Below are 20,362 nucleotides of genomic sequence, written 5' to 3'. Positions count from 1 at the left end.
ACGAAAGCCGTGCGTGCGGGCGCGCTTGAGCTTGCTGGGCTGGAAGGTCCGCTTCATGGCTTCCTCCTAATAGTGAATGGGTGAAAAAGATCACGGAGTATGCGGAAGCAGACCGGTCCGTGTCAAATGCGGCCGTGGCAACAAGTTGTGGATATCCATGTGGATAGTTGCCGGGTTGGTGCTGGTAGACTTCCCGGTCCACCCTGCGCGAAAGCGCCCCTGCTGCGGTTGAAAGCATCCATGAGTGATCTGTGGCGGCGCTGTCTCGAGCGTCTTGAAGCTGAATTGAGCGCGGAGGACTTGCACACCTGGCTGATGCCGCTGCAGGCACGTGAAGATGTGGATGGATTGCAGCTTTACGCCCCCAATTCCTACACGTTGGACGTTGTTCGCGACCGTTATTTGTCTCGAATCGAGGCTGTGGTGAGCTTGCTCAACGGGCAGAGCCTGCTGGTTCGCCTGGAAGTAGGCTCCAGTGCCGTAGCGGCGGTGAACGGCCGCCATTCGAGCGCGGTGAAGCCGTCGCCATCAGCTGCCGTGGCCGAGGCCACGCCGGTGAATTTTCACCATAACCTGGATCCGCATTACACCTTCGAGACCTTCGTCGAGGGCAAGTCCAACCAGCTGGGCAAGGCCGCGGCGATGCAGGTGGCCCAGAATCCCGGGCGTGCCTACAACCCGCTGCTTTTGTACGGCGGCACCGGCTTGGGCAAAACGCACTTGATGCACGCCGCTGGCAACCTGATGCGCGAGCACAATCCGGGCTTCAAGGTGTTGTACCTGCGCTCGGAGCAATTCGTGGGCTCGATGATCGAGGCGCTACGCACCAAGAGCATGGACGAGTTCAAGCGCCGCTTCCGTTCGGTGGATGCGTTGCTGATCGACGACATCCAGTTCTTCGCCGGCAAGGACACCACGCAGGAGGAGTTTTTCCACACCTTCAACGCGCTGTTCGAGTCCAAGCAGCAAATCATCCTGACCTGCGACCGTTATCCCAAAGAAGTTGACAAGCTCGAGCCGCGCTTGAAGTCGCGCCTGGGCTGGGGACTATCGGTGGCAATCGAGCCGCCGGATTTTGAAACGCGCGCGGCGATTCTGTTGGCGAAAGCGCACGACAAGAGCGTGAAAGTGAGCGAGGACGTGGCGATGCTGCTGGCTAAGCGCATCCGCTCAAATGTTCGCGACCTGGAAGGGGCGCTCAATACGCTCGCGGCCCGCGCCAATTTCTATGGGCGGCCGATCACCACCGACTTTGCGGAAGAAACACTGCGCGACCTGCTTGCCACCCATGCGCAAGCGGTAACGGTACCGAACATCCAGAAGATCGTTGCGGAGTATTTCGGCGTGCGCCTGCAGGACCTGCTTTCCAAACGGCGCGTGCGTTCGCTCGCGCGGCCGCGGCAGATTGCAATGGCGCTGTCCAAGGAGTTGACCGAGCACAGCCTGCCGGAGATCGGCGAGGCCTTCGGTGGCCGTGATCACACCACGGTGCTGCATGCCTGCCGCACTATCCGCAAGCTATGCGAGACCGATACGCGCATGCGGCAGGACTGGGAGCAGCTTATCCGCACTCTCACCGGCTGATGCTTGAACAAGCGCTTGAAAACCGGGCGCATATCCTGTGGATAATATGAAGACGCTTTGATGCAGCAAACTTATCCACTGACGATGCACAAGCCGCGAGAGCTTCAAGGCACAGGGAAATTTTTTTCAAGCTATTGTTTGTAAAGGGTAATTCCCGGTTTTCAAGTTATCCACCGCCTCAGCTGCAACCACTACTCTTCTTTTAAAAACAGAACTGCAGGATAGGGAAAGCACAAACATGCAATTCAGCATCCAACGAGAAGCTCTGCTTAAACCCTTGCAGCAGGTTGTCGGTGTGGTGGAGCGTCGCCAGACGTTGCCGGTACTCGCCAATCTTCTGGTCAAAGTCGGCAACGGCAAATTGTCTTTCACCGGCACTGATCTCGAGGTCGAGATGGTCGCCGCCACTGACGCTGAGAAGCTGGTGGACGGTGAAACCACGATCCCCGCGCGCAAGTTGTTCGATATCGTTCGCGCACTGCCGGATGGGGCGAGGATCGAGCTGAAACAAAACGGCGATCGCGTTGCGTTGAACGCGGGACGAAGCCGGTTCACCTTGGCCACTTTGCCGGCCACCGAATTTCCGACCGTCGACGAAATCGAGTTGGTGGAAAGGGTGAGCCTGCCTGAAGAAGTCCTGCGCGACTTGATGGAACGCACGGCCTTTGCCATGGCAAACCAGGATGTCCGGTATTACCTCAACGGCATGTTGCTCGATCTGCAGGAACACGCGCTTCGTTGCGTGGCCACCGATGGCCATCGCCTTGCGTTGAAGGAAACGCATCTGGAGAGCAAGGTTTCGTCGCGTCGCCAGATCATCATTCCGCGCAAAGGGGTCAACGAGCTAGTGGGTTTGCTCGAATCAGGCGACGGTTCCGTGGAGCTCGAATTTGGCCGCAATCACCTTCGCGTACGCCGGGGCGAGGTCGTGTTTACCTCGAAGTTGATCGATGGTCGTTTCCCTGATTACGAGGCCGTCATTCCACTGGGTGCGGATAAGCGGGCGACGCTTGATCGCGAAGTGCTACGCGGCGCTTTGCAACGGGCGGCCATTCTTTCGAACGAAAAGTACCGGGGTGTGAAGCTGGAGTTCTCTCTGGGCAAGTTGCGTATCGTGGCGCATAACCCCGAACAGGAAGAAGCGGTGGAGGAAGTGGAAGCCGAAACCGGCGTGTCTGATCTCACCGTGGGTTTCAACGTCGGTTATCTGCTTGACGCGCTGGGTGCGTTGCGCGGTGAGAAGGCGCGGTTGAGTCTGCGTGACGCACAGTCCAGCTGCCTGGTGGAAGAGGACGAAAATGAGCAGTCACGGCACGTGATCATGCCGCTTCGCCTCTGACGCTCGGTTTCATGTTCGAATACAGGCGGTCATTGCCATCACGACGCCGGAGTTCACAGCTCCGGCGTTTTCGTGTGGGTGCCAACCATTCATGAGACTCGAACGTTTGCATTTGCAGAGGATGCGTTGTATTGGCGATCTCAGCCTCGACTTGGCACCTGGATTCAACGTTTTGGTCGGTGCAAACGGCGCCGGCAAGACCTCCGTGCTGGAGGCGGCCTTTCTGCTTTCGCATGGGCGCTCGTTTCGCGCCGGAGCGCGGGAAGCGCTGGTTCAGCGCGGCTCGTCCGGCCTAAGCATTTTTTCCAGCGTGCGGCGCGACGATGGTGTCGTGCATCGTCTCGGTTTGGGACGCGAAGGTGTTCGTTGGGAAGCCCGCCTCGATGGGCAGGATGTTTCTCTCGGTGAGCTGATTCGTGAGTGTGCCGTTGTGTGCTTTGAACCCGGCTCCCACGCGTTGATTGCTGGGGGAGCTGAAGAGCGGCGCCGCTTCCTCGATTGGGGCGTGTTCCACGTGGAACACGAGTTCTTGGGCATCTGGCGGCGGTACCAACGGGCGCTAAAGCAACGCAACAGCTTGCTCCGTCGAAGTGGCGTGCTCGATGAGGGCCTGATGGCCCCGTGGGAGCAAGAGCTTGGTCGGACGGCGCTCCTCATTGATCAGTGGCGCAAAGCCTATCTGGACGCCTTTGTTCCCTTCCTTAAAAAACAGGCAACGGTGCTCCTACCCGAATTGGGAACCATCGAGCTTCGACATCGCCGAGGCTGGCCGGAGGGTGAAGATCTGGCGGAAGTGTTGGCTGCTCAACGCCAAAAGGATCAGGGCAGGGGGCACACCAGTTCGGGCGCACATCGGGCAGATTGGTCGGTATCTTTCGAGCGGGCGCCACAGCGGGAACATCTTTCTCGTGGCCAGGAGAAGCTGACGGCGCTGGTCTGCGTGCTCGCTCAGGCGTGGCTCGACGCTCAGCATCGCGGGGAATGGCCCATCGTATGCCTGGACGATCTCGCTTCAGAACTGGATCAGGCGCACCAGGCGGCCGTTGTCGACAGCCTGCGGGACACGCTGGCGCAGGTATTTATCTCCGGGACCGAGCTCCCTCAAGTACTGGCAGCCCAGCCTATGCAAATGTTCCACGTGGAACAAGGGCAATTGGCGTCCCTGTTATAATCGATCGGTTGCATCCAGCCCGGCCACTTTGGCGCCACACCGGGCGGATTACTGGCGTCGGAATATGGTTACTGCATGAACGCATCTTACGATTCGAACAGCATCAAGGTACTCAAAGGCCTCGAAGCGGTGCGCAAGCGCCCAGGTATGTACATCGGCGATACCGATGACGGCACCGGCCTCCACCACATGGTGTTCGAAGTTGTCGATAACTCCATCGACGAAGCGTTAGCCGGCTATTGCGACCACGTCATCGTGACCATCCATGAGAATGACTCGGTCAGCGTGCAAGACAATGGCCGCGGCATTCCGGTCGACATGCATCCGGAGGAGGGCCGTTCCACCGCCGAAGTGGTGATGACCGTGCTGCACGCTGGTGGCAAGTTCGACGCGAACTCCTACAAGGTCTCGGGCGGCCTGCACGGCGTAGGTGTGTCGGTAGTGAATGCGCTGAGCGACCACCTGTGGCTGACCATCTATCGCGACGGCCACGAATACCATCAGGAATACAGCCTGGGCGAACCCCTGTATCCGGTGAAGCAAGTAGGGCCTTCAGAACGGCGCGGCACCACCGTACGCTTTCTGCCGAGCCCGCAAACCTTCTCCAATATCGAATTTCACTACGAAATACTTGCCAAGCGCCTGCGCGAACTGGCTTTCCTGAATTCCGGTGTCACCATTGATCTGCGCGACGAGCGCGGGGAAGGGCGCCACGATACGTTTGCCTACGAAGGCGGCATCAAATCATTCGTGCAACATCTGGCGCAGCTGAAGACCGCGCTCCACCCCAATGTCATCAGCCTGAGCGCACAGCAGGACGCCATCACGGTCGATCTGGCGATGCAATGGACCGACTCCTACCAGGAGACGATGTTCTGCTTCACCAACAATATCCCGCAGCGTGATGGCGGCACTCATCTCACCGGGTTCCGCGCCGCACTGACGCGCGCGATCCAGGCCTATATCGAGAAAGAGGGACTGGCCAAGAACGCCAAGGTCACCCTGTCGGGCGACGACATGCGCGAAGGCCTTATCGCCGTGCTCTCCGTAAAGGTGCCGGACCCGAAATTCTCCTCGCAAACCAAGGACAAGCTGGTTTCGTCCGAGGTGAAAACCGTGGTGGAGCAGGTGGTCTACGAGAAGTTGGGTGAGTTCCTGCTCGAGCATCCGAACGAAGCCAAGGCAATCGCCGTCAAGGTGGTCGATGCGGCACGTGCTCGTGAGGCCGCCCGCAAGGCGCGTGAGATGACCCGCCGCAAGGGAGCCCTGGATATCGCCGGGCTGCCGGGCAAATTGGCCGATTGCCAGGAAAAGGATCCGTCGCTATGCGAACTGTTCCTGGTGGAGGGTGACTCTGCAGGCGGCTCGGCCAAGCAGGGGCGCAACCGCAAAACGCAGGCTGTGTTGCCGCTCAAAGGCAAGATTCTCAACGTCGAGAAGGCGCGCTTCGACAAAATGCTTTCTTCTGCCGAAGTCGGCACGCTGATCACTGCGTTGGGTACCGGCATCGGAAAAGAGGACTACAACCCCGACAAGCTGCGCTACCACCGCATCATCATCATGACCGACGCGGACGTGGATGGATCTCATATCCGCACGTTGCTGCTCACGTTCTTCTATCGCCAGATGCCGGACCTGATCGAGCGCGGCCACATCTATATCGGCTTGCCCCCGCTGTACAAGCTCAAGCAGGGCAAACAGGAGCTGTATCTGAAGGATGATGCAGCACTCAACGCGTACCTGATTTCAAGCGCGGTCGACAATGCTGGACTGCTCTGCACCCCGGATGCGCCGCCTGTCAGTGGCGAGGCGCTCGAAAAACTGCTGCGCGATTATCAAACCGCCCTGGATCAGATCGAACGCCTGGGCCATCGCTTCGACGCAAACGTGCTGACCGCGATGGTCGAGCATGAACCTATCCAGTCGGCCTACTGGGATGAAGCCGCCGCCATGCAAACCTGGCTGGATGGACTGGCCAAGAACCTTGCTTCCAGCGGACTGGGCAAGCCACGCTATCGCTTGTCGTTCCGCCCCGCCCATGACGATCAACCCGCAGCGATCGAGGTGGTGCGCGACCAACACGGCATCAATCACACCTGGCTGTTGCCGCAGCCATTCTTCGCCGGCTCGGAATTCCGCCCCATTCTGTCCATCAGCCAGCAACTGGCCGGGCTGATCCAGACCGACGCCGTCGTGCGTCGCGGGAATGCGTCACGCGGGGTTATCCGCTTCGCCGACGTGCGCACCTGGCTGCTGGAAGAGGCGAAGAAAGGGCGGACGATCCAGCGCTTCAAGGGTCTGGGTGAAATGAATCCGGAGCAGCTGTGGGAGACCACCGTCAATCCGGAAACGCGCCGCATGCTGCAGGTTGGCATTGAGGATGCCATTGCCGCCGACCAAATGTTCTCGATGTTGATGGGCGAGGCGGTGGAACCCCGCCGCGACTTCATCGAGGCCAATGCGCTGAAAGTCGCCAACCTCGATATCTGAACTTCTGCACGTGTGCCGCGCTGTTCGCGGCGCACGTCAGCACCCGCTGCTGCATTAGCGCGTTAGTACATTCCTACAGCCATACACACGTCCGTCACGGCGTTCGCCTGATCCTGGCCTGCACACTTGGGGCGGAATTGTGTCCGCAATGCGCCACCGTATGGCGACAATGGCATAACCGCTTGATTTTAAAGAGAGTTTAATGCGGCATTGCAGCTTGTTATCGATAGCAAGGTCAGGTTAATCTCAGTGATCCCCCGCACAGCTCGTGCGTGAAATCCGACTCCTTTCATTTTGAGGAACGCTATGAAACACGCTTCCCTGAAGATGCTGGCTGGCGCTGCGCTTGCGCTGATGTTGGCGAGCACTCCGGCGCTAGCGAGCGACAACTCGTCAGGCGATCAGCAGAAGGCGGCTCCGCAATATCCCAATGCGACGCGCAAAGAACCCAAGCTGGATCTGACGGACAAGAAAGAACAGGAAGCGCTCAACAAAGGACTCGATGCGGCGCAAGCCAACAACAAAGATCAAGCAACGCAGCTGCTGCAACCGCTGATCGACAACAGCAAAAGCAAGTATGTTCAAGCGATGGCATTGCAAGGCCTGGCTCGCGTCCATGCGATGAACAACGATCTGCCTGGTGCCATCGATCTGCTCAAGCGTTCGCTCGATAACGGCGTCCTGCCGAACGACGCCTACTTCCAGCTCGAATACGAACTGGCCACGTTCTATGTGCTCAACCAGCAATATCAGCCGGCGATCGATCAGGTAGAAAAGTGGCGCGCGGAAGGCAAGAAAGAAACGCCCGAATCTTACGCACTGGAAGGCGAGGCCTATTACCGCCTGCAGAAGTATCCGGAAGCAATTACCGCCATCAAGAAAGCGCAGTCGATGACGAATAAGCCGGATCCGCGCTGGAACCAGCTGCTGATGCTCGCGTACAACGACTCCGGTCAAAAAGACAAAGCGGCCGAGATTGCAAAGCAGGCTGCTGCAGCATCACCCACGGATCCCACCAGCTTCCACAACGCGCTGAGTCTGGATATCCAGATGCAGAAATACGATGACGCGTTAAAGCTAATGGAAGATGGCAGGTCGAAAGGTCTGCTCACCACGGAGAGCGACTATGTAACCCTCGCCAAGCTCTACATGAACAAGGCGCAGGACCAAAGCACGCAAGATCCGGGTCCACTTACGGACAAAGCCGTGCAAGTGCTGCAGGAAGGCATGACCAAGGGCGTCGTAAAGCCGAGTGCAGATAACTACCTGCTCATGGGCGACGCGCACATGATCGGCGGCGACGCGAATGCAGCGGCAGATGCTTATCAAAAGGCCATTCCACTAGCGAGCGACGGCGAACCGGCTTACAAGGCGGGCGTGGCACTCGTAACGCAGAACGAATTCAGCAAGGCCAAGCCGCTATTGCAACAAGCCATCAGCAAGGGCGTGAAGCACAAGGGCAAAGCCTATATGGCGCTTGCCCAAGCGAACATTGGTCTAAAGGATAAGGCTGCTGCTGCCGAAGCAGTGCTGGAAGCCGAGAAGGATCCGGAAACCAAAGCTCAAGCGCAAAAATGGTTAAAACAAGCCAACATTGGCGGTTGATAAAAAGCTACATGACGAAAGCGTTTAGCCAGCTAGATGGACGTCTAAAAAGATTGCCATCTTTTGCCTACACAAATGCTATACAAACGCCATGTGCTGTTGTACCGTTGGACTTTTCCCGCGTTGTCCAGTGGCAAATGTCATCCCTTTGGGACCGGACTTTTGCCGCCGAATGCTGCGACCACGACATTCCGATTACTAGCTCCTGATTGAAAGCGACAGATGGCCTCAAGTAACGAAGCAACCGGCACTAAGCCGTTCAGTTGGGGGCGCACATGGGCGCTGGCGGTAGCCATCGCGCTGCATGCGTTTGCTTTCCTGATACTGATCGCGCCGATGGCGCCCCCGAAAACGGCGGAAGTTCAGAAAGAAAAGATCGTGCAGGTGAACTTCATCGAACCGCCGCCGCCACCACCACCTCCGCCACCGCCGCCGCCGGAACCGCCGAAGCAGCCGCCGCCGAAGGTCATCAAGCAGGTGATCCCGCCGCCGACGCCGCCGCCACCTGCGCCGCCGCCGGCCGTGGAAGAACCGTCCACCAATCCGGCTCCGTCGCCACCGCCTGCGCCACCTGCGCCGCCGGCACCGCCTTCGGATATCAAGGCAGGCGTTGATCCCTCTTACAGGGACAAGCTGCAGCCGAAGTATCCCCCGCAGGCTATCCGCCAGCGGCACGAGGGTACGGTAGTCCTCGAGGTTGTCGTTGGCACCGACGGCAGTCCGAAGAGTGTTACGGTCAAGCAAAGCAGTGGTTTCCGCGAGCTTGATCGTGCAGCGATGGAATCGGTCCAGAAGGTCCGGTTCAATGCTGAGATAAAGAACGGTAAGCCGGTCGAATCGACGGTAGACATCCCGATCACCTTCAACCTTAACCAGCTGTAATCCCAATTACAGTTACAGTTCACGCCTGACTTCTTAAGGGTAGCGTTTATGTTCCAACAAACTCCTGCTTCCGATGCCGCCCCGGCTCTGGGTGGCAACGCCAACGCCATGGCCATGCAACAAATGGGTTTTGGCGATCTAATCCACAACGCCGATTTCCTAAGCTGGATCGTGCTCGTGGTGCTGGTGATAATGTCCTTCGGCTCCTGGTATTTCATCATCGCTAACGCGATTCGTAACTCGATGGTGCGTAGTCGTGCTGACCGTGTCATCAATGGCTTCTGGTCCAATAATTCGACACAAGATGCCATTCGAGAGTTGGAAGCCCAACCAAAGGGCGAACCCTTCTCGAAGATCGCGCTGGATGCAGCTTCGGCGGTTGCTCACCACCAGCAGGCGTCCGCCGGTGGTGGTCGTCTGGCCGAATCGCTGAGCCGTTCGGAATTTATTGACCGCGCTTTGCGCCAGGCCGTAGCTCGTGAAAGTCTGCGCTTGGAAGGCGGTATGACTTTGCTCGCTACGGTTGGATCTTCAGCTCCCTTTGTCGGTTTGCTTGGAACGGTGTGGGGTATTTACCATGCGCTAATCCGAGTCGGCGCGTCTGGGAATACGTCGATGGAGGCGGTAGCCGGGCCCGTGGGCGAAGCGCTGATCATGACTGCTTTTGGTTTGTTCACAGCTATTCCAGCGGTGCTTGCCTATAACTTTTTCACCCGTTCGAATCGCCTAACCTATGCAAGATTCGACGAATTCGCGCATGACCTGCATGATTTCTTTGCAACTGGCGCACGTGTCGAAGGCGTAGCCCCGAGTCAGAAGTGAGGAATTGACCCATGGCGATGAGCTCCGGAAACGAGTCCGGCTCGCCGATGTCGGAAATCAATGTCACGCCGCTGGTCGACGTGATGTTGGTGCTACTGATCATCTTCATGATCACTGCACCGCTGATGTCGCACCGGATTAAAGTGGATCTGCCGACGGCCAATCCGAAGACCACGGATACGCCACCGCAGACGCCACCGAGGGATCTGGCCATCAAGGATGATGGCTCCATGTATCTCGATGACGATCAGAATCCGATCACTGAGGCGGAGTTGAAAGCGAAATTCACGGTGTTCGCGTCGATGTCGCCGCAGCCTGAACTTCAAATCCGTGCCGCCAAGGACACGGAGTTCAAGCTCGTGCGCAAAGTGCTTGGCGATGCCAAGGACTCGGGCATGGTCCACGTCGGTTTCATGACGACCACCAGCAAGGAGTGATGTGCCATGGCATTTAGTATGGGTGGTGGCAAAGGCCCCATGGCTGACATCAACGTCACGCCGCTGGTCGACGTGATGCTGGTGCTGCTGATCATCTTCATGATCACGGCACCAATCATGACGCATAAGATCAAGATTGACTTGCCGCAGCCGAATCCAAACGTCATCCCGCCAAGCAACCCGCCGGAGCCGATCCGTCTGAAGATCGATCAATCGGGTGCGTTGTATTGGAATGACACGCCGGTAGATGAGCAGCAATTGAAGACGCAGATCGCGGTCATTGCGACCAAAGCGGAAGCGGATCAACCGGAAGTACAGATCGATGCGGCTGACCAGGTGCCTTATCAGGTGGTTGCTCGAGTACTTGCCGATGCCAAGAGCTACGGCTTGAACAAGATCGGCTTTACCGAGAGCGGACAGTAAGTAACAAGACACCGGTTGAATCGGAACAGTTCAACCGTGTTGTTCAGGCGTTACCCCGAGAACCCTCCGCGAAAGCGGAGGGTTCTTTTTCTATGGAAATAAAACGCAGAACGCAATGCGCGATATAGCCACCTTCGTGCAGTCGAGTTCTCTCCAAGCCCAAGCAAACAGCCGTCTAAACGGCCAAGCTTCAACGAAGAATTTGCAGATAATTGCGCACGGTATTGTTAAGACCTTCGTACAAGGCCTCGCCAATCAGCGCATGGCCGATGGACACTTCGGCCAATCCAGGAATAGCGGCACGCAACGTACCCAGGTTGGCTTGGCTAAGATCGTGTCCTGCGTTCACCGCCAAACCAGCCTGTTGCGCACGACGAGCTGTTTCAACGCATAACTCCAATTGCTCCCTTGCATCGCCCTCGGCAAAGGCATGCGCATAAGGACCGGTGTAGATTTCAACGCGCTGCACGCCGAGTGCCACGGCGTGTTCGAAACCTGTCGCGCCGGGATCGACGAACAAACTCACCCTGCAGCCCAATTCGCGCAGCTGATCGACGAATGGGCGCAAGCGTTCCGCATCCTGCGCAAGGTCGAAGCCATGGTCGGAGGTGATCTGTCCATCGCTATCCGGCACCAGCGTCACCTGGGCCGGGCGCACCTCGCGGGCGAGTGCGACCAGTCCTGGGTATTCGCCGCGCGGCTCCGCAAAGGGGTTGCCTTCGATGTTGTACTCGACGCGTCCCCGCAAGATGCCGGCAAGCAGTCGCACATCGTCGGGTCGCACATGCCGCAGGTCGGGGCGTGGATGTACCGTAATGCCGCCACAGCCGGCCTCGATGCAGGTCACCGCGGCGCGGGCGATATCGGGTTCATTGCCGCCGCGCGAATTCCGCAGCACGGCGATCTTGTTGAGATTGACGCTGAGCAGGGTCATGGAGGCCAAAGAAAAAATTCGTGGGCCGGACACAGTGCTCCGATCATGGGCCGTCGGCAAGTGTCCCATACCGGATGTCCCGCGCGTGCCCTCGCCAAGCCACGCTACCGACGTAGCCTTCTCCGACCAGCGCCGGGCGAAGCTGCCATTGCGCGGCGTCATCGCCATCCAGCCAAAGCAGGCGCGGCGCCGCAGGGGGAACTGCCAGTCGCAGTCGTTCCAGGCCAAACGCAATGCCGCGCCCCATGGCTTTGAGCACGGCTTCCTTGGCCGTCCAAAGCTGGAGAAAGCCTCGCTCTTGCTCCGATTTATCCAACGCCAACAAAGCGGCGGTTTCCTCTGGATGAAAAAAGCGCTCGGCAAGTTGCATCGCGCGTGGACGTGGACGGAGCTGCTCGATATCGACGCCAGGTGCACAACCACGCGCTACCGCGATGAGCGCCATATCCCCACTGTGCGACCAGTTGAACTGCAACGTACGATCAAATGGCTTCGCCAATTCCGGGCGGCCGTGTTCACTTTCGACCAGCACGACGGCATCCGCTGGTACACCTAGATAAAGCCCCAGCAGCGCACGCAATGGCGCGCGCCGTTGCGCGCGGTTATATCCAAGGCGCCACACATGAATCTGGTCTTCGCTCAACTCAGCCGCAATAGCGCTGACGTGAGAGCTTTGATTCGTCTGCATGCGCGCATGTGGCTGGAATGGGAATGGGGTGGATATACAAGCACAGTACCTCTCTCCTTTCGGAAAGAGGCGACGCGACCATCACTCAGCGAATCAGCCGCTCATCCACCAGGTTCTTCACCACCGCCGGATCGGCCAGCGTGGAGATATCACCCAATTGGTCAGGCTGGTTCTCGCCGATCTTGCGCAGGATGCGGCGCATGATCTTGCCTGAGCGCGTCTTCGGCAAACCTGGCGCCCATTGAATGTAATCCGGCGTGGCGATCGGCCCGATTTCCTTGCGCACCCAAGCCACCAATTCCTTGCGCAGCTCCTCACTGCCCTGTTCGCCGGCGACCAGCGTAATGTAAGCGTAGATGCCTTGGCCCTTGATCTCGTGCGGGCAACCTACTACCGCTGCCTCGGCCACCTTCGGGTGCGCCACCAGGGCGCTTTCAACCTCGGCGGTGCCGATACGATGGCCGGACACATTGATTACGTCGTCCACGCGGCCGGTAATCCAGTAGTAACCATCTTCGTCACGGCGCACGCCATCGCCGGTGAAATAGTTGCCGGGGTAGGCTTTGAAATAGGTATCGATAAAGCGCTGGTGATCGCCATACACCGTGCGCATCTGTCCCGGCCAGGAATCGGTAATCAGCAGATTGCCCTCGGCGGGACCTTCCTGCACCGTGCCGGAAGCATCCACCACGGCGGGTTTGATGCCGAAGAACGGCAGCGTGGCCGAACCGGGCTTGGTGTCGATCGCACCGGCCAGCGGCGTGATCAGGATGCCGCCGGTTTCCGTCTGCCACCAGGTATCCACGATCGGGCAGCGCTCATCGCCCACCACGCGGTGATACCACTCCCAAGCTTCCGGATTGATCGGCTCACCCACCGAGCCAAGCAAGCGCAAACTGGCGCGCGAGCATTTCTTCACCGGCGCTTCGCCCTCGCGCATCAGTGCGCGAATAGCCGTCGGCGCGGTGTAGAACAAGCTTACCTTGTGCTTGTCCACCACCTGCCAGAAGCGGCTGAAATCCGGATAGTTCGGCACGCCATCGAACATTACCGTCGTCGCACCGTTGGCCAGCGGTCCGTAGACCACATAGCTGTGCCCGGTGACCCAGCCCACATCGGCGGTACACCAGTAGACGTCATCCTCGCGCACGTCGAACACCAGCTCGTGCGTCAGGCTGGCGTACACCAGATAGCCGCCCGACGTGTGCAACACGCCCTTGGGCTTGCCGGTGGAGCCGGAGGTATACAAGATGAACAAGGGATGTTCCGCTTCCACCGGCTCGGCCGGACATTCAGCCGACTGTCCGTCCATCAATACGTGGTAATAGCGATCACGTGGCGACTGCATGGGTACCGCCGAACCTGTGCGGCGCACCACGATCACCGTTTCCACACTGTTCGTGCCGGGCCGCTCGAGCGCCGCATCGACGTTGGCCTTGAGCGGGATCTTTTTGCCGCCGCGCACGCCTTCGTCTGCGGTAATCACCATCTTCGCCGTGGAATCGGCGATGCGGCCGGCCAGGGAATCCGGCGAAAAACCACCGAACACCACCGAATGAATCGCACCGATGCGCGCACAAGCCAGCATGGCGACCGCCACCTCAGGAATCATCGGCATATAGATCGCGACGCGATCGCCTTTGGTGATACCCAGGTGCTTCAGCGTATTGGCGAACTTGCATACTTCCGCATGCAGCTCACGATAGGTGATGTGACGCGATTCGGAAGGATCGTCGCCTTCAAAGATGATCGCGGTCTTGTCACCGCGCATGGCCAGATGACGATCCAGACAATTGGCCGACACGTTGAGCTGCCCGTCGTCATACCAGCGGATGTGCAGGTTCTGCGGATCGAAGGAAACGTCGCGAATGCGCGTGGGCTTCTTTGACCAATCCAGCCTCTCGCCCATGCGGCCCCAGAAGCCATCGGGATCCTTGACGGACTCAGCATACAAGGTTTCGTAATCGGCTCTGCGAAGGCGCGCCTTGGCGGCAAAAGCGGGATCGACCGGATAAACCTTTGACATATCAGCCTCCTGCTCGCCGGTCTGCCGGGAGCGCACTCAGTGGGTAACCGCCTGGCACGAACGTGTCGTGTCAAGCGCCCGAGTGTAGCGTTTGGACGGCCGAACCGCCAAAGTTGCGGCGCACCATCGCGCTTGCGGGGGTTTATCCCGATGCTTATGAACGCAAGTCGGATCGAGCATGGCTTCCGGCCGTGCATTCGCTTCGATGCGTGCCTGCGCAAAGGCGAGTGCGGTGACGAAGGCGCCAGCGATGCCGGCGAACAGCCAGAGCGCCATGGCGCCGGGACCGTGCCGCGTAACACAAAGCACCCACGACGCCAGCGTCGCAAACAGCCATAACCAGCGCATCACAGGTTCCCCCTATCGCCATCCCTTCGAAAGCCGGGCCAGCGTACGCTCGCCAACGTGGCGGAATTGCGATCCGATCCGCGCCGCACACATGGCCTCCCCGTAAGATGGATCCTTCGAGCAGGACCAGGAAAAAAGGGACACGATGGCTGAGCCAAACCCATCCACATCTGGCCCGAAGCGGTCGCTGATGGCCTGGACGGACATTGTCGACTGGCTGGGCATCGGCCTGGACCACTGCAAGCCGATTCGTGTTTCGCTGCTGGTGCTGGCCTTCGCCACCATCGTCATTACCAACGTGGACCAGGCGACGGAGTTGTTCCTGATCGCGTTGTGGGTCGATCCGAGCGACACACGCTACGTCTTCTTGCTTGCCACCAGCGCATTGGCTGGCCTTGCCATCTGGCACGCGACCCACCATGCGTATCGCTTGACCTACCCGCGCTGGCCTGCGCTGCAGGATCCGCGTGCGGCCGCATTGCGGCGGTGGTTACCGCGGCTGCTGGCCATCGTTGTACCGCTGTTGGTGCTGTACGGCTATCTGCTGGCGCTGCGCACACCACATCCTGCCTGTACCGTACACGCGCAATGTATGCGGCGCGATCTGCGCAGCGCCGGGCTATTGGTTGTCGCGGCAGCGATGATCGTGTTTTTCATTGGCCGCCAACGCGTGTTGGAGAGTGCCGCCGAACGCACGGCCAAGGCGATCGAGCCGCGGGTAGCAACGATCAAAGCCTTGGGCACGCTGCCGCTGAGCATCTTCCTGGCTGCGCTGATCTTGAATGTGCTTATTACCGTGCTGGTGACGTTTCAGCCACGCCAATTCGATGGCATGGGATCGCTGGCCGTGGCGCTGATCTCAGCCAGCTTCTTCTGCATGAGCGGTGGCTTTCTCTGCATGCTGGCGGATCGCCACGGTGTGCCATTGCTTAGCCTGCTCATGGCACTGTCGTTGGTGTTGCACGCCTTGCATCTCAACGACAACCATCGCGTTCGCCAATACCCCGGCATGAGCACGCATCAGCAGCCGCAAGCGCCGCCTGCCGATCGGCGGCCCAGCTTCGAGGCGTATACCAAGGCGTGGTTGCAAAGCCGCTGCAACCCCCAGCGAACATGTCCTGTGATCCTGGTTTCCGCTGAAGGAGGCGGCCTGCGCAGCGCCGCGTGGACGGCGATGGTGTTGAGCGAATTCACCGCACGCGTCGATCAGATATGGCCGCCCCAGGGTGGCGAGCCAATGTTCGAGCGCTACCTGTTTGCGGGCAGTGGTGTTTCCGGTGGCAGCCTTGGCTTGGCTACCTATGTCGCGTCCTTACGGTTGGCGCCGGGCACGGGTGAAGCCGCACAATCGCGCAGCGAACACATTCTCGACCATGACTTCCTCGCGCCGGTGATGGCGAATGCGTGGTTTATCGACTTTACCCAGCGTTGGCTGCCAGGCGCATGGTTTGACGATCGCGGCCGCGCACTGACTCGAGCGTGGGAGCAGGCCGCGCAGGAACAAGGTATCGACGCGCTGGCACAATCATTCTCGCAGATGTATGAGGGCGCCCATGGCGAGGTCAGCACGACCACGCCCGCGCTATTTTTCAACAGCACCACGGTCGGACAAGGCTGGCGCTTCATCCAGCATCCGTTCCGGCCCTTTGCGCATAGCCCGTGGACGACGGCCTATGATGGCGCGCTATGGCAAGACCCGCGCATACCGCTCAGCGAGGTGGTGCTCAACAGCGCGCGCTTTACCTATTTGAGTCCCGCCGGCACGCTGCAGACGTCGGGCGGACGTGCATCGCTGTCGCCGGCGGCATTTCAGTTGGTAGACGGCGGTTACTTCGAGAATTCGGGCACCGCAACATTGCTGGAGGTCATGCGGCGCTTGCGTGCGATCGCGGCCTCTGTTGCGCAGCCGATCCGCGTCATCGTCTTGCATATCAGCAATGACCCCAGCTTGCATGATTTCGTCGAAGCGCACGATCCCAAGCATCCGCTGCTGCTCTATTCGCCAACCTGTCCGCGCACGTTGAGCCCCACAGAGCTGCACAGCTACGGCGAAGTTACCGCTCCGCTCGTTGCCCTGCTGGATACGCGCAATGCGCGCGGGGAGTTCGCCAGGTCGGCATTGCTGGCCTCATTGCAGACAAATGCGGCGGACCCTAACCGCGGCGACGTGTTATGGCACCTGCGACTTTGTCCCGGCAATTATCCGTTGCCGTTGGGCTGGACGATCTCCTCGCCGGTGTTCGATGAAATGCATCGCCAGCTGGAACAGAACTATCCCCTTGCAACCATGGGCACATGGTTGGCGCAACAGATCAAAGCCGCCACGCAACCTTAAGTGTCGCACCGGCTGAGATAGCCAGGGAGCATGATGGCGCGATGGCAGATCTTCCTCACGCATTCAAAGGCCGCGGCGCTGCGTCCAACCCGGAAGGACGCTTCGAAAGCATTCGCCATCACGCCGAAGATGACGGCTGGCAACACGCTGTGCTGGATGAAGAGCAACCGCGTCCGCGTACCGAAGTCACCGAAAAGCACGCGCGCAGCGTGATCACGCACAACGACTCGCCGGACATCGCCTTCAGTTCGGCGATAAACCCGTATCGTGGTTGCGAGCACGGATGCATTTATTGTTTTGCGCGGCCAAGCCATAGCTATCTGAACCTGTCACCGGGCCTCGATTTCGAAACCAAGCTGCGTGCGAAAAGCAATCTCGCAGAGGTGCTGCGCGCGGAGTTATCCAAGCCTCGCTACGTGCCGAGTCCGATCAATATCGGCAGCAATACCGATCCCTATCAGCCGATCGAAAAGACCTGGCGCATCACCCGCGCCGCATTGGAAGTACTGGCCGAATGCCACCATCCGTGCACCCTTGTCACCAAGAACGCACTGGTCGAACGCGATCTGGATATTCTTGCGCCGATGGCGCGCGAAGGACTGGTGCAGGTTTTCATTTCGGTCAATTCACTGGACAACCATCTGGCTGCCAAGCTCGAGCCGCGCGCAAGCGCACCGCATCGCCGCTTGAAAGCCATTCGCACGCTTGCCGAAGCGGGCGTGCCGGTTGGGGTATTGGTGGCGCCGATCATTCCGGCCTTGAACGACCGCGATATGGAAGCCGTGTTGGACCAGGCCGCTGCCGCCGGCGCCAGCTGCGCGGGTTATACCGTGCTGCGCTTGCCGTACGAGCTGAAGGCGTTGTTCCGCGAATGGTTGTCGCTGCATGCACCGCAGCGCGCAGAACATGTGATGAGCCTGGTGCAGCAGCTCAACGGCGGCAAGGATTACGACAGCAATTTCGCTACGCGCATGCGTGGTCAGGGTGTGTTTGCCGAGTTGTTGAAGCGGCGTTTTGAAGTGGCGTGTAGGCGCCATCATTTTGGGCGCGCGCGCGAGTTGCAGCTGTCTACGTCGCGGTTTGTGCCGCCGCGTAAGCTGTCGCCGCAGGGCGAGTTGTTTTGAGGGAAATGGGCTGCTTGCCATGTTGGGGTTCGGCTATGCCTCACCCCAACCAATATCGTGCATAGTGTGCGTTACTGGGGCGGCAAATATTTCTCGAACCAATTCAACGCCCGTTGCAATACATCGCGTTGGTTCGCCGGCTTGTTGAAGTGATGTCCTTCACCTGGATACACCACCAATGACGTCGGCACGCCAAGCGTGCGCAATGCGTGCCAGTATTCAAATGACTGCGGCGCCGGGCATTCCGCATCGCGCTCGCCCACCACGATCAGCGTCGGCGTCTTTACCTTCTTGATGAAATTGATCGCCGAACTCTTCGCATACACCGCCGGATCGTCGTACACGGATGCGCCGAAGAACGGAATCATCCACTGGTCGATCTCGTTCTGGCCGTAGTAACTCTGCCAGTTGGCAATACCGGCACCGGCCACTACGGCGCGGAAACGCTGGGTCTGCGTCGGCACGAACATGCTCATGAAACCGCCGTAGCTCCAGCCGGTCAGTCCCAGGCGATGGTCGTCGACCGGCACCTTTTTCTCCACCGCATCCACGCCCGCCAGCGTGTCGCGCAAATCGCCGTAGCCGAAATCCTTGCGATTGGCCTGGACGAATGCCTCGCCCTGTCCGTAACTGCCGCGCGGATTGGGCATGAATACAAAGTAGCCAAGGGTAGAGAACGGAATCGCGCTGTAACCGACTGACGGCCAAAGCGGCATCACTGCACCCGACGGACCGCCGTGAATATTGACGATCATCGGATAGCGCTTGCTGGGATCGTAGTTGGCCGGATACAGCAGCCAGCCTTGCACGTGGAAACCTTCGTTGTCCCACTCCACCGATTCGGCCTTGCCCCAGCTCGGCTTGAAATTCGCATTGATGGCGGTCACCGCAGCCGGCATGCCGTTGTCGATCGTGCCTGCATACACTTCCGGCGCCGCGGCGTACGACGATTGTGCAAAGGCGACTTGCCGATGATCGGCGGAGAACGAAAGCCCCAATATCGCGGTGCCGTCGCCCACGTATCCCGCCGTCGTAAACAATACGTGCTGCTGTTGCGCCTGATGGGCATCGATCGAATAATCGGCCAACTGTACGCTGCCGTTGCTGATCTGATTCACCAGCAGCGATTGCGGCGAACGCCAGCTAAACCACGACGGCGTGACATGGATGCCCGGCGTGAGATCGACCGGCGCACCGCCCGAGGCGGCAACGCCGTACAGATCACCGCCGGTAAAACCCTGGTCGCTCATCAGGCCGCCGATGAAAACGATGCGCGATCCATCCGGCGACCAGCGCGGCAGCGCGATCTGCAATCCATGCAGCGGGCCGCTCACCGTGTTCGGATCGACCAAAGCCGCGCGTGATGCATTCGGCTGCGCAGCCTGAACATAAAGCTGTGCAATCCACCAGTTGTTGTCACCCGGCGGTGGCGCCGCCACATAGGCGACGCGCGCGCTGTCCGGTGCCCAGGCAAACTCATAGACATGGCTGTTCGCCGGCGTGATTTCCTGCAACTGGCCACCCTGTGCCGGCACCGTGGCGATGCGCTGCACTTCGATGCCTTCCACACCGATCTCACCGATGGCGGGTTTGGCTGCCGCCAGTGCGCTTGCACGCCGCGTTGCACCCTGTACGTAAAGGAACGCCAGCGTTTTGCCGTCCGGCGACCAGCTCAGCGCATTCGCATAACCGTCGAGCGAGGCCAGGTGCACGGGCTTGGCCTGGGAGGAGACGTCGAGCACGTAGATATCCGGCTGCTTGTTGCCGCCCATGCCCGCACGGCTGCTGGCGCAATTGGAGAGAAACGCCAGATGGTGCGAGTCCGGCGCCCAGGCCAGGCCGCTCTCGCTGCATGCACCGGGCTTGGCTGCCAGGCCGATGCTGTGCGCATGCTTGCCGTCGGCATCAGCCAGCATGATGCCGGGCTTGTCCTGGGTTTCCACCACCCATGCCAGGTGTTGTCCATCCGGCGACAAGGCCACCTCGTGGATGGCGCGCACTTTGCCCAGCTCGGTGAGCAGGGCTTCGATGCGCGGATCGGTGGCGCCGCGCGTGTCGGCCAGTGCGACGGGCGCAAGAAATGCCGCCAGCAGCGGCAGCAGCAAACGAGAGGGCTTCAGCATGACAGTACATTCCCCAGACACGACAAAGCCC

At 59.6% G+C, this 20,362-nt stretch carries 16 protein-coding genes; 11 read left to right on the top strand and 5 right to left on the bottom strand.

Annotated elements, in window-relative coordinates; all coding sequences use genetic code 11:
* Positions 1-240 precede the first annotated feature (240 nt).
* The 4 genes from dnaA to gyrB all read left to right on the top strand — a co-directional run bounded on the left by dnaA (position 241) and on the right by gyrB (position 6,584).
* Entirely contained in the window at positions 241-1,584 is a 1,344-nt protein-coding gene (gene dnaA / locus V7M64_RS13385; protein WP_333679706.1) for a chromosomal replication initiator protein DnaA, read from the top strand.
* A gap of 238 nt (positions 1,585-1,822) precedes the next feature.
* Positions 1,823-2,923, top strand: a complete 1,101-nt coding sequence (gene dnaN, locus V7M64_RS13380; protein ID WP_333679705.1) for a DNA polymerase III subunit beta — start codon at positions 1,823-1,825, stop codon at positions 2,921-2,923.
* Positions 2,924-3,014: 91 nt separating this feature from the next.
* The gene (gene recF / locus V7M64_RS13375) at positions 3,015-4,094 is read left to right on the top strand and encodes a DNA replication/repair protein RecF (RefSeq protein WP_333679703.1); all 1,080 of its coding nucleotides are present in this window, start codon (positions 3,015-3,017) and stop codon (positions 4,092-4,094) included.
* A gap of 75 nt (positions 4,095-4,169) precedes the next feature.
* On the top strand, positions 4,170-6,584 hold the full coding sequence (gene gyrB / locus V7M64_RS13370; RefSeq protein ID WP_333679702.1) for a DNA topoisomerase (ATP-hydrolyzing) subunit B: 2,415 nt from the start codon (positions 4,170-4,172) through the stop codon (positions 6,582-6,584).
* Positions 6,585-6,977: 393 nt separating this feature from the next.
* Here the strand turns inward: gyrB and V7M64_RS13365 are convergent, their stop codons facing one another.
* Complete coding sequence (locus V7M64_RS13365) at positions 6,978-7,202, bottom strand: hypothetical protein (protein WP_333679711.1); 225 nt, start codon at positions 7,200-7,202, stop codon at positions 6,978-6,980.
* Between V7M64_RS13365 and V7M64_RS13360 the strand changes: the two genes are divergently transcribed.
* The 5 genes from V7M64_RS13360 (at position 7,125) to V7M64_RS13340 (ending at position 10,753) form a co-directional block, all read left to right on the top strand.
* Positions 7,125-8,189: a tetratricopeptide repeat protein gene (locus V7M64_RS13360; RefSeq protein WP_333679710.1), complete on the top strand. Its 1,065-nt coding sequence runs from the start codon at positions 7,125-7,127 to the stop codon at positions 8,187-8,189. The two genes, V7M64_RS13365 and V7M64_RS13360, sit on opposite strands and share 78 nt — an antisense overlap.
* A 222-nt stretch (positions 8,190-8,411) precedes the next feature.
* The gene (locus V7M64_RS13355; RefSeq protein WP_333679701.1) at positions 8,412-9,071 is read left to right on the top strand and encodes a TonB family protein; all 660 of its coding nucleotides are present in this window, start codon (positions 8,412-8,414) and stop codon (positions 9,069-9,071) included.
* A gap of 48 nt (positions 9,072-9,119) precedes the next feature.
* The gene (locus V7M64_RS13350) at positions 9,120-9,893 is read left to right on the top strand and encodes a MotA/TolQ/ExbB proton channel family protein (protein ID WP_333679699.1); all 774 of its coding nucleotides are present in this window, start codon (positions 9,120-9,122) and stop codon (positions 9,891-9,893) included.
* Between the two features lie 11 nt (positions 9,894-9,904).
* Positions 9,905-10,330, top strand: a complete 426-nt coding sequence (locus V7M64_RS13345) for a biopolymer transporter ExbD (protein WP_333679697.1) — start codon at positions 9,905-9,907, stop codon at positions 10,328-10,330.
* A gap of 6 nt (positions 10,331-10,336) precedes the next feature.
* Entirely contained in the window at positions 10,337-10,753 is a 417-nt protein-coding gene (locus V7M64_RS13340; RefSeq protein ID WP_333679696.1) for a biopolymer transporter ExbD, read from the top strand.
* A 190-nt stretch (positions 10,754-10,943) separates the two neighbouring features.
* Here V7M64_RS13340 and V7M64_RS13335 read toward each other — a convergent pair whose 3' ends face one another.
* The 3 genes from V7M64_RS13335 to acs all read right to left on the bottom strand — a co-directional run bounded on the left by V7M64_RS13335 (position 10,944) and on the right by acs (position 14,401).
* A complete protein-coding gene (locus V7M64_RS13335; protein WP_333679709.1) occupies positions 10,944-11,687 on the bottom strand; it encodes a pyridoxine 5'-phosphate synthase in 744 nt (247 codons plus the stop codon).
* Positions 11,688-11,730: 43 nt separating this feature from the next.
* A complete protein-coding gene (locus V7M64_RS13330; protein ID WP_333679707.1) occupies positions 11,731-12,057 on the bottom strand; it encodes a 4'-phosphopantetheinyl transferase superfamily protein in 327 nt (108 codons plus the stop codon).
* 403 nt (positions 12,058-12,460) lie between these two features.
* Entirely contained in the window at positions 12,461-14,401 is a 1,941-nt protein-coding gene (gene acs, locus V7M64_RS13325) for an acetate--CoA ligase (protein ID WP_333679695.1), read from the bottom strand.
* Positions 14,402-14,939: 538 nt separating this feature from the next.
* On the opposite strand from acs, the gene V7M64_RS13320 reads away from it, so the two are divergent.
* Both V7M64_RS13320 and V7M64_RS13315 read left to right on the top strand, forming a co-directional pair.
* Positions 14,940-17,084, top strand: a complete 2,145-nt coding sequence (locus V7M64_RS13320) for a hypothetical protein (RefSeq protein ID WP_333679694.1) — start codon at positions 14,940-14,942, stop codon at positions 17,082-17,084.
* A 41-nt stretch (positions 17,085-17,125) separates the two neighbouring features.
* The gene (locus V7M64_RS13315; protein WP_333679693.1) at positions 17,126-18,208 is read left to right on the top strand and encodes a PA0069 family radical SAM protein; all 1,083 of its coding nucleotides are present in this window, start codon (positions 17,126-17,128) and stop codon (positions 18,206-18,208) included.
* Between the two features lie 71 nt (positions 18,209-18,279).
* Here the strand turns inward: V7M64_RS13315 and V7M64_RS13310 are convergent, their stop codons facing one another.
* On the bottom strand, positions 18,280-20,331 hold the full coding sequence (locus V7M64_RS13310; protein WP_333679691.1) for a S9 family peptidase: 2,052 nt from the start codon (positions 20,329-20,331) through the stop codon (positions 18,280-18,282).
* Positions 20,332-20,362 lie beyond the last annotated feature (31 nt).

It is taken from the genome of Dyella sp., assembly GCF_036746095.1.
Lineage (GTDB): Bacteria > Pseudomonadota > Gammaproteobacteria > Xanthomonadales > Rhodanobacteraceae > Dyella_B.
Note: the sequence above shows the minus strand (reverse complement) of the source record. Positions and strands in the feature narration are given on the sequence as shown.